10 protein-coding genes are annotated in these 13,468 nt (G+C 64.7%); 9 read left to right on the top strand and 1 reads right to left on the bottom strand.

The annotated features are described in order from the left end of the window. The first annotated feature begins 7 nt into the window (after positions 1–7). From QX132_RS12805 to QX132_RS12785, 5 genes are all read left to right on the top strand, one after another. Positions 8–2,212 (top strand): PepSY domain-containing protein, encoded by a 2,205-nt coding sequence (locus QX132_RS12805; protein WP_316161382.1) that lies wholly within the window; start codon positions 8–10, stop codon positions 2,210–2,212. Further along, positions 2,193–3,197 carry an FAD:protein FMN transferase gene (locus QX132_RS12800; RefSeq protein WP_409999160.1) on the top strand — a complete coding sequence of 335 codons (1,005 nt, stop codon included), beginning with the start codon at positions 2,193–2,195 and terminating at the stop codon, positions 3,195–3,197. The genes QX132_RS12805 and QX132_RS12800 overlap by 20 nt, the downstream gene beginning before the upstream one ends. Before the next feature lie 205 nt (positions 3,198–3,402). After that, on the top strand, positions 3,403–4,440 hold the full coding sequence (locus tag QX132_RS12795) for a zinc-dependent alcohol dehydrogenase family protein (RefSeq protein ID WP_316161641.1): 1,038 nt from the start codon (positions 3,403–3,405) through the stop codon (positions 4,438–4,440). A gap of 274 nt (positions 4,441–4,714) precedes the next feature. Beyond that, a complete protein-coding gene (locus QX132_RS12790; RefSeq protein WP_316161379.1) occupies positions 4,715–6,640 on the top strand; it encodes a hypothetical protein in 1,926 nt (641 codons plus the stop codon). 11 nt (positions 6,641–6,651) lie between these two features. Beyond that, on the top strand, positions 6,652–8,274 hold the full coding sequence (locus QX132_RS12785; protein ID WP_316161378.1) for a PEP/pyruvate-binding domain-containing protein: 1,623 nt from the start codon (positions 6,652–6,654) through the stop codon (positions 8,272–8,274). Positions 8,275–8,322: 48 nt separating this feature from the next. Here the strand turns inward: QX132_RS12785 and QX132_RS12780 are convergent, their stop codons facing one another. Beyond that, positions 8,323–9,288 carry a LysR substrate-binding domain-containing protein gene (locus tag QX132_RS12780; protein ID WP_316161377.1) on the bottom strand — a complete coding sequence of 322 codons (966 nt, stop codon included), beginning with the start codon at positions 9,286–9,288 and terminating at the stop codon, positions 8,323–8,325. Between the two features lie 220 nt (positions 9,289–9,508). On the opposite strand from QX132_RS12780, the gene QX132_RS12775 reads away from it, so the two are divergent. From QX132_RS12775 to QX132_RS12760, 4 genes are all read left to right on the top strand, one after another. Next, positions 9,509–10,540: an ABC transporter substrate-binding protein gene (locus tag QX132_RS12775; RefSeq protein WP_315736972.1), complete on the top strand. Its 1,032-nt coding sequence runs from the start codon at positions 9,509–9,511 to the stop codon at positions 10,538–10,540. Between the two features lie 192 nt (positions 10,541–10,732). Further along, positions 10,733–11,776 (top strand): ABC transporter ATP-binding protein, encoded by a 1,044-nt coding sequence (locus QX132_RS12770; RefSeq protein ID WP_316161376.1) that lies wholly within the window; start codon positions 10,733–10,735, stop codon positions 11,774–11,776. Beyond that, the gene (locus QX132_RS12765) at positions 11,773–12,654 is read left to right on the top strand and encodes an ABC transporter permease (protein ID WP_315736974.1); all 882 of its coding nucleotides are present in this window, start codon (positions 11,773–11,775) and stop codon (positions 12,652–12,654) included. Before QX132_RS12770 ends, QX132_RS12765 begins: the two co-directional genes overlap by 4 nt. Then, positions 12,651–13,460 (top strand): ABC transporter permease, encoded by an 810-nt coding sequence (locus tag QX132_RS12760; protein WP_315756286.1) that lies wholly within the window; start codon positions 12,651–12,653, stop codon positions 13,458–13,460. The genes QX132_RS12765 and QX132_RS12760 overlap by 4 nt, the downstream gene beginning before the upstream one ends. Positions 13,461–13,468 lie beyond the last annotated feature (8 nt).

Below are 13,468 nucleotides of genomic sequence, written 5' to 3'. Positions count from 1 at the left end.
GGATGTCATGCTGCGCTGGATTCATCGGATTCTAGGCCTTTTCGTCATCATTCCGCTGATGGCACTCGCGATCAGCGGTTCGGTGCTGTCGGCGATTCCGGCCTGGGATCGGGCTGAAGCAATTTCGCCAAGCAGTGTCACCGTCGCCGCTTTGGCTGGTCGAGTCGTCGGCACCTATCCTGGTGTGGAGGAGCTCAAACGCCTGCCCTCCGGTAAGATCATCGCCTTCTATTCCGGGAACGATGGCCCGGCCGCGAGCGTGGTGAACCCTGTGAGCGGTGAATTTGTTTCGGACTACACGCGCTCGGCATTCGAACGCTGGATGACCAACCTGCATCGCTCGTTCTTTCTCGGCGATAGCGGGCGCATGGCCGCGGGCGCCGGCGCGCTGGCGATGCTGGTCCTGCTGCTGTCTGGCCTGCAGATGACCGCCCGACGCATGGGAGGATGGGGACAGATTCTCAGCCGGGCGCGCGGCAATGGCATTCAGCGACTACATACCGACCTCGGCCGGCTGGCGGCTGGTGGGCTTCTGCTGTCAACTCTGACGGCGCTCTATCTGTCGCTCACCACGTTCGGACTGATTTCGGACGGCATGTCGCAGGCGCCCGCTTTCCCGACGGCGACAACCCGCGGCCCGGCTCTTCCCGTCGAGCAAATCGCTGCCTTGCGCGGGATCGATCTTTCCCAGCTCCGAGTGCTGACTTTTCCCAACCCGGCGAACCCGGACGATCTCTTTCACCTGACCACCGCGACCGGCGAAGGATATGTCGATCCCGCGGGCGGAGGCCTGCTGGCCTGGAACGCCCATTCGCTCGCCCGGCAGATCTACGAATTCATCTACATGCTGCACACCGGCCAAGGGCTGTGGTGGCTCGGCTTGTTGCTGGGCGTCAGCGCCCTCAACGTTCCGGTACTTGGCTTGAGCGGAGCTGTGATGTGGTGGAGCCGGCGCCGTGCATATGCTCCAATTGCTGACAACGTTGTCGCCAAGAACGCCGACACCGTGATCCTGGTGGGGAGCGAGGGTGGCAGCACATGGGGTTTTGCCCGCACGCTGCACGCCGCCCTGACGGCTAACGGACACGGGGTTCATACGGCCTCGATGGATAGCTTGTTGCGATCCTATCCATCGGCGCGGCGCATGTTCCTGCTGGCCGCGACCTATGGCGACGGCGCGGCTCCCGCGACGGCCAGCGTGTTCCTCAAACGCCTCGACGGGATCACAGAGCCGCCGCCTTTCCCAATCGCGGTCCTCGGCTTCGGTGACCGGCAATTTCCGCAATTCTGCCGTTTCGCTCGCGGCGTCGAAGCGACGTTGGCGCGGAAGGGCTGGGCGTCGCTGATGCCGCTGGAGACGATTGACCGTCAATCCGCGCAGGAATTCGCGCGGTGGGGCGAGGCGCTGTCGCAGGTCATGGGCGAAGAGCTGGCGCTGCTGCACGTGCCTGAGCGGCCGCGCACGCATACCCTGACGCTTGTCGACCGCGTCGACTACGGCGCGGAGGTGCAGGCGCCAACCTGCGTGCTGCGCTTCGCGCTGCCGATGAGCCGAATGTTCGCGCGCGTCGCAGGGGGCGGCTGGCCGCGCTTCACGGCAGGCGACCTCATAGGCATCGTGCCGCCGGGCTGCACCTCACCGCGCTATTATTCGTTGGCCAGTTCGACCAGCGATGGATTTGTCGAGATCTGCGTGCGCAAACATCCCGGCGGGCTTTGCTCGGGCCTGCTTCACGGGCTTGAGCCGGGCGACAGCGTCGAGGCCTTCGTGAAGGCCAATCCAGCCTTCCGTCCGGCGCGCGGACGAAAGCCGGTCATCCTGATCGGCGCCGGCACCGGCATTGGTCCCCTGGCGGGATTGGTCCGCGCCAATTTCTCGCGCAGGCCCATGCATCTCTATTTCGGCGGTCGCGATCCAGCCTCGGACTTCCTCTATGAGCGCGAGATCGCCGGCTGGCTGAATGACAGACGGCTGACGAGCCTCGCCACCGCCTTCTCGCGCGTGAAAGGCGGCGGCTATGTGCAGGATCGGCTGCGCAAGGACGCCGATCGATTTCGTGCCCTGATCGCCGGTGGTGCGCAGGTCATGGTGTGTGGTGGGCGCGACATGGCGGCGGGCGTGACGGAGGCGATAGCTGATGTGCTCGCGCCGACCGGCCTGACGCCCATGGTGCTCAAGGCCCAGGGGAGGCTTGCTGAAGATGTCTACTGATCTTGTTCGCCACGCATTGAGCGGCGCCACGATGGGAACGCGCTGGTCGGCGCTGGTCTATGCTTTTCCTGACACCGACATTGCCGCACTGGAGGCCGCCCTGGCTCGTGCCGTCGATCGCGTCGACCGCCAGATGTCCACATGGAAGCCGGACAGCGATCTGATGCGATTGAACTCGGCCGCGCAAGGCGTCTGGGTATCCCTACCTGCCGAGATCATGCAAGTTCTGCAACGGGGCGTGACGATCGGACATGCATCGGGCGGAGCCTTTGACATCGGCCTGGGGCACCTGGTCAATGCCTGGGGCTTCGGACCTGCTGCCTCTGCTCCCGACAAGGACGCGATCCAGATGGCGCTTCGTGAGCGACTGCCGCCAACCCATACGGTTCTAGAGCTGGATGTGCCGGGAAGCAGGGTGCGCAAACACGCGCAGTCTACGTTGGACCTTTCAGGAATCGCCAAGGGTTTCGCCGTGGACGAGATGATGCGAACGGTCGAGGCCCTCGGTATTTCCAATGCGCTGGTCAGTCTGGATGGAGAGCTGAAAGCACGAGGCGCCAAGGCGGACGGAACACCTTGGCGCGTGGCGGTGGAAAAGCCTGACTACGAACAGCGCGGTCCGCTTGGCGTCATTGAATTATGGGACGCGGCGGTCGCTACTTCAGGCGATTACCGGCATTGGATCGATCTCGGGCGAAAACGTCTGTCTCACACCATGGACCGGTCACGCGGCGGTCCCATCGACAACGCAATCGCCTCAGTCTCCGTCGTCGCGGCAAGCTGCATGGATGCTGACGCATGGGCGACGGCATTCATGGTCCTCGGTCCGGTGCAGAGCAAGGCGCTGGCGCAGGAGCAGGGCCTCAGTGCCCTGCTTATCCAGCGAGGGAACGAGAGGTTGGTCGAGATTCCGGTCGGTCCGGCGTTCGAGGTGCCTTGGGCAGCGTCGGCGGAGATGAGGCGGCAAGATCTATCACATGGGTGAGGTCGATGTGCACGCGCTCCGCCTAGCTGCCTAGGTACGGCGGCAAACGGCCATGCGGTGGATTGGCTCTCGATGCTGGATCTTGGTTCCGACAAATCATCGTGATGCAGCCGGATGGAGAGGTTTGACCAACATCAAGCTCGCGCATCGTCGCCCATTTAGCTTCCTCTGCGAATTTTTCGTCCGCGACGCAGAGGAGATGGTCATGAAGGCGCTCGTCTATAACGGTCCGGGAAAGAAGGCCGTTGAGGAAAGGCCGAAACCCGAGATTTCGGCTCCGACCGACGCCATCGTCAAGCTTGTGAAGACGACAATCTGCGGGACTGACCTCCACATATTGAAAGGCGACGTTCCGACCTGTGTACCCGGCCGAATTCTTGGCCATGAGGGCGTCGGCATCGTCGACAAGATCGGCGGCGCCGTTACCGCCGTCAGGCCGGGCGATCACGTCATCATCTCCTGCATTTCCTCCTGCGGGACCTGCGACTATTGCCGGCGCGGAATGTATTCCCATTGTGTGAACGGCGGCTGGATCCTTGGCAACCGAATCGACGGAACGCAGGCGGAATACGTGCGTACTCCGTTTGCTGACACCAGCCTTTATCATGTGCCGGCCGGAACCGAAGAAGACGCGTTGGTGATGCTGAGCGACATTCTTCCGACCGGCTTCGAGTGCGGCGTGCTCAACGGTAAGGTCCAGCCCGGCTCGACGGTGGCGATCGTCGGCGCCGGCCCGATCGGCTTGGCAGCCCTGCTGACGGCCCAATTCTACTCGCCGGCCGAAATCATCATGATCGACCTCGACGACAATCGCCTGGAGATGTCGTCCCGCTTCGGCGCCACAACTGTCATCAACAACAAGGATGGCAAGGCTGTTGAAAAGATCATGGAGATGACGGGCGGTCGCGGCGTCGACACCGCCATGGAAGCGGTCGGTGTGCCGGCGAGCTTCATCGTCTGCGAGGATATCGTTGCGCCCGGCGGCGTCATTGCCAATATCGGTGTTCACGGCGTCAAGGTCGATTTGCACCTGGAGCGGCTGTGGGACCGCAATATTGCGATCACGACAAGGCTCGTCGACACTGTCACCACGCAGATGCTGCTTAAAACGGTACAATCTCGCAGGATCGACGCGAAGAAGCTCATCACCCATCGGTTCAAGTTCGAAAAGATCCTGGACGCCTATGAGACCTTCAGAGCAGCTGCCAGTACGCACGCCCTGAAGGTACTGATCGAGTTCTAGTACCCGGACTCATAGCCGGGGGATACGTCGGCCTTTGAAGGTGCGCTGGCTAACCTTTTTCTCGATCCAGACGAAGGGTTCAGTTCTGTCGTCGCAGGCTTGGACGAAGGCATCGATCGCACGACTGCGACATTTTGGGAAAGACGCACGTAACCTACGGACTGCCGAGCTTCAGCGCTGATCGCCGCATGTGACATTTCGATGAATGATCCAGCGCAACACCGCACCGTTCGCCGGCTGCTACGAGGCCGTTATCAAACAGCGACGTGCGCCGATGAAAACTGAAATTGTCAGAGAGCTCGGACAACCCGACATCCTGCTGCCGCAGCTCGTGGCAGAGGGACTGGCCGCCAACGATCGCATCAAGCTCCGCCTCAGCGCGCTGCAGGCCGCGGTCCAACATGCAAGACAGCCGCGCGCGAACGTGCCTGATCTCGCGATGGAGAGCCGCGCTGCCGGGCTTGCGCCCGCGGCGCTCGTCACACTGATCGGCGGAGCACATCTGGCTGGCGACGACAAGGTGGTCGCACCAGGACTCGCTCCTCTGCTGAAGGGCATCGAGGGCGACATTCTCGCGATGATCAGTGCCGCCGCCGCAGGCAATCCGTCGGAAGGCCAGCAGTTCGAAAGACGCCTGGCCTCGATCCGCAGCGCGGGTCACCTCGAAGCGACGCCGGAGATCGAAATCGCCCGCGTCGGTCGGCTGACCGGGGTCGAGCATGACGGACCGGACAGCCTGCATCGGCTGGTGATGGACCTGCACAAGGCATTGAACCGTCTGGCCGCGACCCACTCGGAGGAGATCATCGCCGGCGCGCATGTCTTCGGCGTGCAGGACGCCGATCGCGCACCGATCGCGAGCTTCATGCGCGGGCTCAACGAGACGAGACTGCTCAAGTTCAATCATCCCGGGCTCGATACGACCGCAATCCGGGTGGGCGACCGGCTGGTCATCCAGAACGACATCGGCACCACCGATGCGCATGTGATCGTCATCGTGGTCACGGCGAGAGCCGCGACCATCACCTATACCGACGTTCATCTGGCGCGCGCGAAGTTCTTCGTATCGCTGTTCGACGAGTGTTCGCTGAAATGGAGCGGCCTGGACAAGCATGCCGCCGCGGGGCTCGAGGACGACGGGACGTTCTATCTCGTCACCGGATCTCATGAGTATGGAGCGCCCGACGATCGCGACGAATTGCTCGCCGCCATCGGATCTTCGCTGGTGTTCCTGATCGACTGGAACAAGGCGCGCAAACTGCTGCGCAGCTGGGTCGCCAAGACCGATGCGGTTCGTATCCTGGAATGGGCGGCGCGGCAGCGTGTCGGTCACCGCGGCTTTCTGGAGCTTGGCGGCAGCGAGCTGCTCGGCGCAGCCGTGCGCAGCGCGGCACCGACGCGCATCGGCTTCGGCGAGCGGCTCGACCAGGTGCTGGGGCGCGAGGCCGCGATCGGTTTCCTCAAGACGTGCCTGCAGGTCTCGACCGAGGCTTTGCGCGAGGGGCAGTCGTCACGGCTGGCGCGGGACCGGATCGGCGCCGAGTTGGTCAGGCATCTCGATCGCGTCGATAGCGGATTGCTCGCGATGGTGCTCCGACAGATCGGCCTGGCGCGCGATGTGGCGGCGCTGGTCCAACAGGCCGTGTCGATGATCGAGCCGGAGCCGATGTTGGTCAGGCAGCTCGCGGAGCGGGCGGGCCGGATCGAGCGGAAGGCCGACAGGATCGCCATCGAGGCGCGTGCGGAAATCGCGCGGCTCGCTGCGCGGCCGGTGATCGGCGACCTGGTCGACCGGATCGAGCAGGCGATCGATGAGTTGGAGCAGGCTGCGTTCATTGCGTCGCTGGCGCCGGGCGCGCTGAAGCCCGAGATCAGATCCGCACTGGGGGCGCTCGCGTTGGTGGCGGTGTCGGCAACCGAGCACGCCGCGTCGGGTCTCGCCGCCGCTGCCGAGGTCCAGGAAGGCCGCCGAGCAGATTCGGAAGATGCGTTGGCGGCGGTTGCCCGGCTGATGGATGCCGAGCACCAGGCGGATGCCAAGGAACGCGAAATCACTGCGAACGTGTTCTCCGGCGGGCTCGATCTGGCAGCCTCTCTTGGCGCTCTGGAGCTCGCGCGGGCGATCGAGCGCGCGACCGACTGCCTGGCGAGCTTCGGCCATTTGCTGCGGCGCTACACGATGAGTGACCTCTCGGCCTAGGGAACGAAGTGATGATGATGGTGCGGATCGGGGATGGCCGGCGCGAGCTGCCTGGCGCCGAAGAGGTCGGGGCGAAGGCGGCAAATCTCGCACGGATGGCGGCGCTGGGTCTGCCGGTGCCGCCTGCATTCGTGCTGCCGGTGCAGCTCTGCGCCGACGTGGTGGCCGGCAAGGGGCAGGCAACGCGCCAGCTCGTTGACGGACTGAAAGGAGGGATCGCCTTTCTCGAGCAGGCGACCGGAAAGTCGTTCGGCTGCTCGCGCAATCCGCTGCTCGTGTCCGTCAGGTCCGGTGCGGCGCGGTCGATGCCGGGCATGCTGGATACCGTTCTCAATGTCGGCTGCACGTCGCGCGCCGTGCGCGGTCTGGTGCGTGCAACGGGGCGGCCGCGGCTGGCCTGGGACTGCCGGCGGCGCCTGCTCGAGAGCTACGCCGAAACGGTCATCGGGATCGATCCCGCCCCGCTCGCCGAGCGATTGAGCCAGATGATTGCCGCTGAAGGCGTCAGCAGCGAGCGTGAGCTGGACAGCGAGGCGCTCGAGCGGCTGGTTTGCGACCAACACAAGCTCCTGGAAGAGGCCGATGATGACGGATGGCTCGAAGATGCCGCGGTGCAGCTGGAACGCTCGGCGCGGGCCGTCTATCGATCCTGGACCAGTGAACGGGCGCGGACCTATCGCCGGCTCGAGGGCCTCGAGCAGCTCAAGGGCACGGCGGTCACGGTGCAGGCCATGGTGTTTGGCAATGGCGGCATGTCGTCCGGTGCGGGCGTCGCATTCTCGCGCGATCCCTCGACGGGAGCGGACGAGCCGGTCATCGACGTCATGTTCGATTCGCAGGGCGAGGACGTCGTCTCCGGCCGAAGGACGCCGGAAACCGAGAGGGCCCTGTCACGGGCGCTGCCGGATGTGGCGCTAGGGCTGCGTGCAACTCTGAAGCGGCTGGAAAGTGAATTTCGCGATGTGCAGGACATCGAATTCACCATCGAGGAAGGCCGATTGTGGATCCTGCAGACACGAGCCGCCAAGCGCACCCCGCGCGCCGCGCTCCGCATCGCGGTCGACCTCGTGCACGAGGGATCGATCACGCGGGAAGAGGCCCTGGGAAGACTTGAAGGCATCGATGTCGAGGCACTCACGGAGACCTCGCTCGTTTCGGCCGGCCAGCCCGCAGCCGTCGGAGTTGCGGCTTCCGGCGGTGTCGCAACGGGTCGGGCTGCCTTCGACAGCGCGTCCGCGGAACGCCTCGCGGCGGCAGGTGATCCGGTCATTCTGATCCGTCACGACACCAGCACCGCGGACATCGCCGGCTTCGCCGCGGCCTCCGGGATCGTCACGGCCGTTGGCGCCCGCACCGCGCATGCCTCGCTTGTCGCCCGTCAGATGGGCAAGCCCTGCGTGGTCGGTTGCGCCGCGATCCGGGTCGATGGTGAAGCGCAGCAGGCACGTATCGGCGCAGCGGTCGTGTCCCCCGGCGACTGGATCACCGTCGACGGCAATACGGGTCGTCTCTACCTGGGACGCGGCGAAATCGTCGCGCAACGGCCCGAAGCTGAGCTTGCGGAGCTGTCGGCATGGCGGTTTCCGCGCGATCCGGCGCCTGGAGGCGCAATCGCTGAAGCGCCCGCGGCCTGACCAGTTGAACCCTGGTCTAGGCGAAGGACCGGATCATACGCCGCTCAATCAGCGGGTCGTAGGTGCGCCCACCAGGCCCCCGACCAAGCCTTCCCCGGTTTCTCCAGCGCTTGATGCCCGGCTGAGCTCTTCCAGGGCCTGTCGCACCGACTCGACGAGGTCCAGCGCCACCGGCGAGGGGCTGCGCTGCGGCGGAAACACCGCGGCGAATTCGAAATCGATGCGCGGCGTGAATGGCCGCATCACCACGCCGCGGCCGTCGAATTCGCGCGCGGTGAACGGATCACAAATCGAGACGCCCAGTCCCGACGACACCATCCCGCACATGATTTCCGACAGCGTCGTCTCGACCCGCAGCACGCGCCTGACATCCTCGCGATGGAAGATCTGATCGATCAGATGCCGGCTGGTGGAGCCTGACGAGAGCGAGATGAAGGTCTCCCCCTCGAAGTCGCGCGGCACCAAGATTGTCTTCGCACAAAGCCGATGGCCTGCCGGGAGGACGGCGACGCGCGCCAGCGCCGGCAGCTTGATGCTCGGCAGGCCGGCATGGGCGATCGGCACCTCGGCAAATCCGACGTCGCATTGCGCGTTCAGCACCCAGTCGATCACGATCGGCGAGATCACGCCGAAAAATGCGAGATTGAGATTGGGCCGCTCCTGCAGGAAGCGGCCCGCCAGCCGCGGCAGATAGCCATTGGCAAGAGCGGGCAGGGCGGCGATGCGCAACGTGCCGGTGCGCCGGCCGCGAATTTCCTCGGCTGCTGCAGTGATGCGATCGAGCCCGACGAAGGAGCGTTCCACCTCCATGTAGAGCGCCGTTGCTGCGGCGGTCGGCACCAGCCCGGTGCCGCGCCGCTCGAACAGCTCCATCTTGAGCAGCGCCTGAAGGTCGCGCAGCAACCGGCTGACCGCCGGCTGCGTCACCGCCATCAGCTTGGCGGCTTCGGTCACACTGCCGCTCAGCATCATCGCCCGGAAGGCTTCGACCTGCCGCGAGTTGATCCGCGCCATCAGTCCTCCAGTCCATAACATTTGCGTATGAATATGGTGCCATTATTCATTGGACGATCAAAGCCTCTGCTGCGATCTTTTTTGGCAGGGTGAGGGGTGGCTCGTTTTTTAGGCTCGTCAGCTCCGGGTTTTCTGGACTGCGGATGCATCGGCCAAGCCCGATCTCCCTGGGACGGTTATTTAATACCGTCTCATATCCAAGATGATGGAGATCGGTCCGATGAAGCACCCTAAACTCCTGATGGCGGTCAGCGTCGCCGTCCTGGCTTCAGCCTCCCAGGTCTGGGCTCAGCAGAAGACGCTCTATGTCGCCGGCTATGGCGGCTCGTTCGAGAAGACCATCCGCGAGGAAGTGATCCCGCCGTTCGAGCAGGCCAACGGCGTCAAGGTCGAATACGTCGCCGGCAACTCCACCGACACACTCGCCAAGCTGCAGGCGCAGAAGGGCAATCAGCAGATCGACGTCGCCATCGTCGATGACGGTCCGATGTACCAGGCGATCCAGCTCGGCTTCTGCGACAAGGTCACCGGGTTGCCTGGCGATCTCCTCGATGTCGCGCGCTTCAAGGACGACAAGGCGGTCGCGATCGGTCTCGTCGCTACCGGCCTGATGTACAACAAAAAGGTGTTCGCCGAGAAAGGCTGGGCCGCGCCGACGTCGTGGAATGATCTCAAGGATCCGAAATACAAGCAGCTGCTCGTCATCCCGCCGATCAACAACACCTACGGCCTCAACGTCCTGCTGATGCTGGCCAAGATGAACGGCGGCAGCGAAGCGAACGTCGATGCCGGCTTCAAGATCTTCAAGACCGACATCAATCCGAACGTGCTGGCCTACGAGCCGTCGCCGGGCAAGATGACCGAGCTCTTCCAATCGGGCCAGGCCGTCATCGCCGTGTGGGGCAGCGGCCGTGTGCAGAGCTTTGCCAACACCGGCTTCCCGGTCGATTTCGTCTATCCGAAGGAAGGTGCCGTCAGCCTGCTGACGACGGCGTGTCCGATCGCCAAGACCTCGGTCTCGCCGCTGGCGTCGAGCTTCATCAAGCTGCTGCTCGATCCGAAGATCCAGCTCACCATGTTGAAGGAATATGGCTACGGCCCGGTGGTGAAGTCCGTGGTCGTGCCCGAGGGCGTCGGCGCGATGGCGCCGATCGGCGAGCGTGCCGCCAAGGTCTATGCGCCCGATTGGAGCGTGGTCAACGAGAAGCGCGAGGAATGGACCAAGCGCTGGAATCGCGAAGTCGAGCGCTAATCAGTCGTTTGTTGCGAACCTCTCTCGTCGACGGCGGTCTTCTCCCTCCCCCCTTGTGGGGGAGGGTCGGGGAGGGAGGGACCACACCAATGGTCTTCGGGCCGCCCCCCACCCCCGGCCCCTCCCCGCAAGGGGGAGGGGAGTGCACCGTGCGCGCGGCGCCAGCATTCCTCGCCCATCTGGATCCAAAGCATGTCCTTCCTCGAGCTTGATCGCGTCGGCAAGTCCTTCGGCCCCAACACGGCGGTCGAGGAGTTCAGCCTCGGCGTCGCCAAGGGCGAGTTCATCTCGTTCCTGGGGCCGTCCGGCTGCGGCAAGACGACAACCTTGCAGATGATCGCGGGCTTCCTCGACCCGTCGCACGGCGCGATCCGGCTCGAGGGCAGGGATCTGGTCGCGATGCCGCCGGCGAAGCGCGGGCTCGGCATCGTGTTCCAGAGCTACGCTCTGTTTCCGCACATGACGGCGGCCGAGAACGTCGCCTTCGGCCTGGAGATGCGCAAGGTCGCGCGCAAGGATCGTGAGGAGCGCGTGCGCGCGGCGCTCGCGCTGGTCGGCCTCGCCGGCTATGAGGACCGTCATCCGCGCCGCATGTCCGGCGGCCAGCAGCAGCGCGTCGCGCTGGCGCGCGCGCTGGTGATCCAGCCGAGCCTGCTGCTGCTCGATGAGCCCCTGTCCAATCTCGATGCGCGCCTGCGCGAGGACATGCAGATCGAGCTACGCCAGATCCAGCGCAATCTCGGCACCACGACCATCCTCGTCACCCATGATCAGATCGAGGCGATGTCGCTATCCGACCGCATCGTCGTGATGAGCAAGGGGAGGATCGAGCAGATCGGCACGCCGCAGCAGGTGTACGAGCAGCCGGCCTCCGCCTTCGTCGCGCAATTTCTCGGCAAGACCAACGAGTTTGCTGCGACCGTGGACCGCACCGGGGGGCAGGCCAGACTGGTGGCGGGATCTTGGAGCGCGCCGGCGCCGGCCGGCGTGGCCGGCTCCGTCGCCGTCAGCGTCCGGCCCGAGCGCATCAACTTCGGTGACGCCGGTCTTGCAGGGCGCATCACGAGCCGCATCTTCCAGGGCAATCACTGGCTGTTCCAATGCGACACCGAATGCGGGCCCGCCATCGTGATCCGGCAGAATGACGGCCAGCCGCAGCCTGAGCAGGGCGCAGCGGTGCATCTCGTCTGGCAGGTCTCGGACATGAGCCTGCGCGCCGCGAAGGCTGCAGCATGAGCGCGACCATCGCGTCCAACTCGTCCGAGACGCGCGCCGGCCTTTCGCTGGCGCTGCCGGCCTTGATGCTGTTCCTGGGAGTCGTCGTGATCCCGTTGGCGATGACGGTGATGCTGTCGTTCCATGATTGGGGCCAGTACAAGGGCATCGAGCCGGTCTTCATCCTGAAGAACTGGATCGAGATCTTCGACGACCCCTACTACGCCGAGATGTTCTGGCGCACCTTCCGCGTCGCGGTGCTGGCGACCTTGATAACGGCGGTGTTCGGCGTGCCCGAGGCCTACATCCTCAACCGCATGCAGGGGCCGTGGAAGGGCCTCTTCCTGCTGGTGATCATCGGCCCGCTGCTGATCTCGGTGGTTGCGCGCACGCTCGGCTGGGCGCTGCTGTTCGGCGGCAACAACGGGCTCGCCAACAAGCTCCTGATGACATCAGGCCTGATCGATTCACCGGTCCGGTTCATGTTCACCGAAACCGGCATGGTGATCGCGCTGGCGCACGCGATGATGCCGTTCATGGTGCTCGCGGTATGGACCGCACTGCAGCGGCTCGATCCGCAGGTCGAGAATGCGGCGTTGTCGCTGGGTGCAAGCTCGCTGACGGTGGTCCGCCGCATCGTGCTGCCGCAGATCATGCCGGGCGTGCTGTCGGGCGCCATCATCGTATTCTCGCTGTCCGCCAGCGCCTTTGCGACGCCGGCGATCATCGGCGGCCGCAGGCTCAAGGTCGCCGCGACGCTCGCCTATGACGAATTCCTCAATACGTTGAACTGGCCGCTCGGCGCCGCGGTTGCCGTGCTGCTGCTGATCGCGCTCGTCCTGATCGTGGTCGGCTCCAATGCGCTGATCGAGCGCCGCTACCAGGAGATGTTCCGATGAGCAGGAACGGTCCTCTGGCGCTGATCTTCCATGCCGTCTTCGTCGTCTTCATGGTGGCGCCGATCGTCGTCGTGTGCTGGGTCGCGTTCACCCCGGAAGGCTTTCTGTCGATTCCGATCACGAGCTTCTCGCTGCGCTGGTTCAGGGCGCTCGCCGACTATCCGGAATTCGTCCACGCCTTCGGCGTAAGCCTGTGGCTCGGCGCGCTGTCGTCGTGCGTGGCGCTATTGTTCGCGGTGCCGGCGGCGCTCGCGATCAGCCGCTATCGCTTCCGCGGCCGTGACGCGCTGTCGGCGCTGTTCCTGTCGCCCTTGATGATCCCGCATGTGGTGCTCGGCATCGCCTTCCTGCGCTTCTTCACGTCGGTCGGCATCGGCGGCACGTTCGTGGCGCTGGTGATCGCCCATGTCGTCGTGGTGTTTCCGTTCGCGCTGCGGCTGACGCTTGCGGCCGCGACCGGCATGGACCGCTCGATCGAGATGGCCGCGATCTCGCTCGGCGCCGACGGCTGGACGATGTTTCGCCGCGTCACCTTGCCCGCGATCCTGCCCGGCATCGTCAGCGGTTGGATGCTCGCCTTCATCCAGTCGTTCGACGATCTGACCATGACCGTGTTCCTGGCGACGCCCGGCACCGAGACCCTGCCGGTGCGCATGTTCCTCTACATCCAGGACAATATCGATCCGCTGGTGACATCGGTATCGGCCAGCGTCATCGCCATCACCATGACCGTCCTGATCCTGCTCGACCGCTTCTACGGGCTCGACCGCGTGCTCACCGCCAAAGGCGGCGACGCAGGACGATAGGAGACACT

This window comes from Bradyrhizobium sp. SZCCHNRI20481 (assembly GCF_032485055.1).
In the GTDB taxonomy this organism is placed as follows: Bacteria; Pseudomonadota; Alphaproteobacteria; order Rhizobiales; family Xanthobacteraceae; genus Bradyrhizobium.
The sequence above is the reverse complement of the archived record's forward strand: the minus strand, read 5'-3'. Positions and strand labels throughout refer to the sequence as shown.

Bases quoted from the DNA above. Each gene is read 5' to 3' on its own strand.
- QX132_RS12805 (WP_316161382.1), top strand. From the start codon at position 8: ATGCTGCGCTGGATTCATCGGATTCTAGGCCTTTTCGTCATCATTCCG.
- QX132_RS12795 (WP_316161641.1), top strand. From the start codon at position 3,403: ATGAAGGCGCTCGTCTATAACGGTCCGGGAAAGAAGGCCGTTGAGGAA.
- QX132_RS12790 (WP_316161379.1), top strand. From the start codon at position 4,715: ATGAAAACTGAAATTGTCAGAGAGCTCGGACAACCCGACATCCTGCTG.
- QX132_RS12785 (WP_316161378.1), top strand. From the start codon at position 6,652: ATGATGATGGTGCGGATCGGGGATGGCCGGCGCGAGCTGCCTGGCGCC.
- QX132_RS12780 (WP_316161377.1), bottom strand. From the start codon at position 9,288: ATGGCGCGGATCAACTCGCGGCAGGTCGAAGCCTTCCGGGCGATGATG.
- QX132_RS12775 (WP_315736972.1), top strand. From the start codon at position 9,509: ATGAAGCACCCTAAACTCCTGATGGCGGTCAGCGTCGCCGTCCTGGCT.
- QX132_RS12770 (WP_316161376.1), top strand. From the start codon at position 10,733: ATGTCCTTCCTCGAGCTTGATCGCGTCGGCAAGTCCTTCGGCCCCAAC.
- QX132_RS12765 (WP_315736974.1), top strand. From the start codon at position 11,773: ATGAGCGCGACCATCGCGTCCAACTCGTCCGAGACGCGCGCCGGCCTT.
- QX132_RS12760 (WP_315756286.1), top strand. From the start codon at position 12,651: ATGAGCAGGAACGGTCCTCTGGCGCTGATCTTCCATGCCGTCTTCGTC.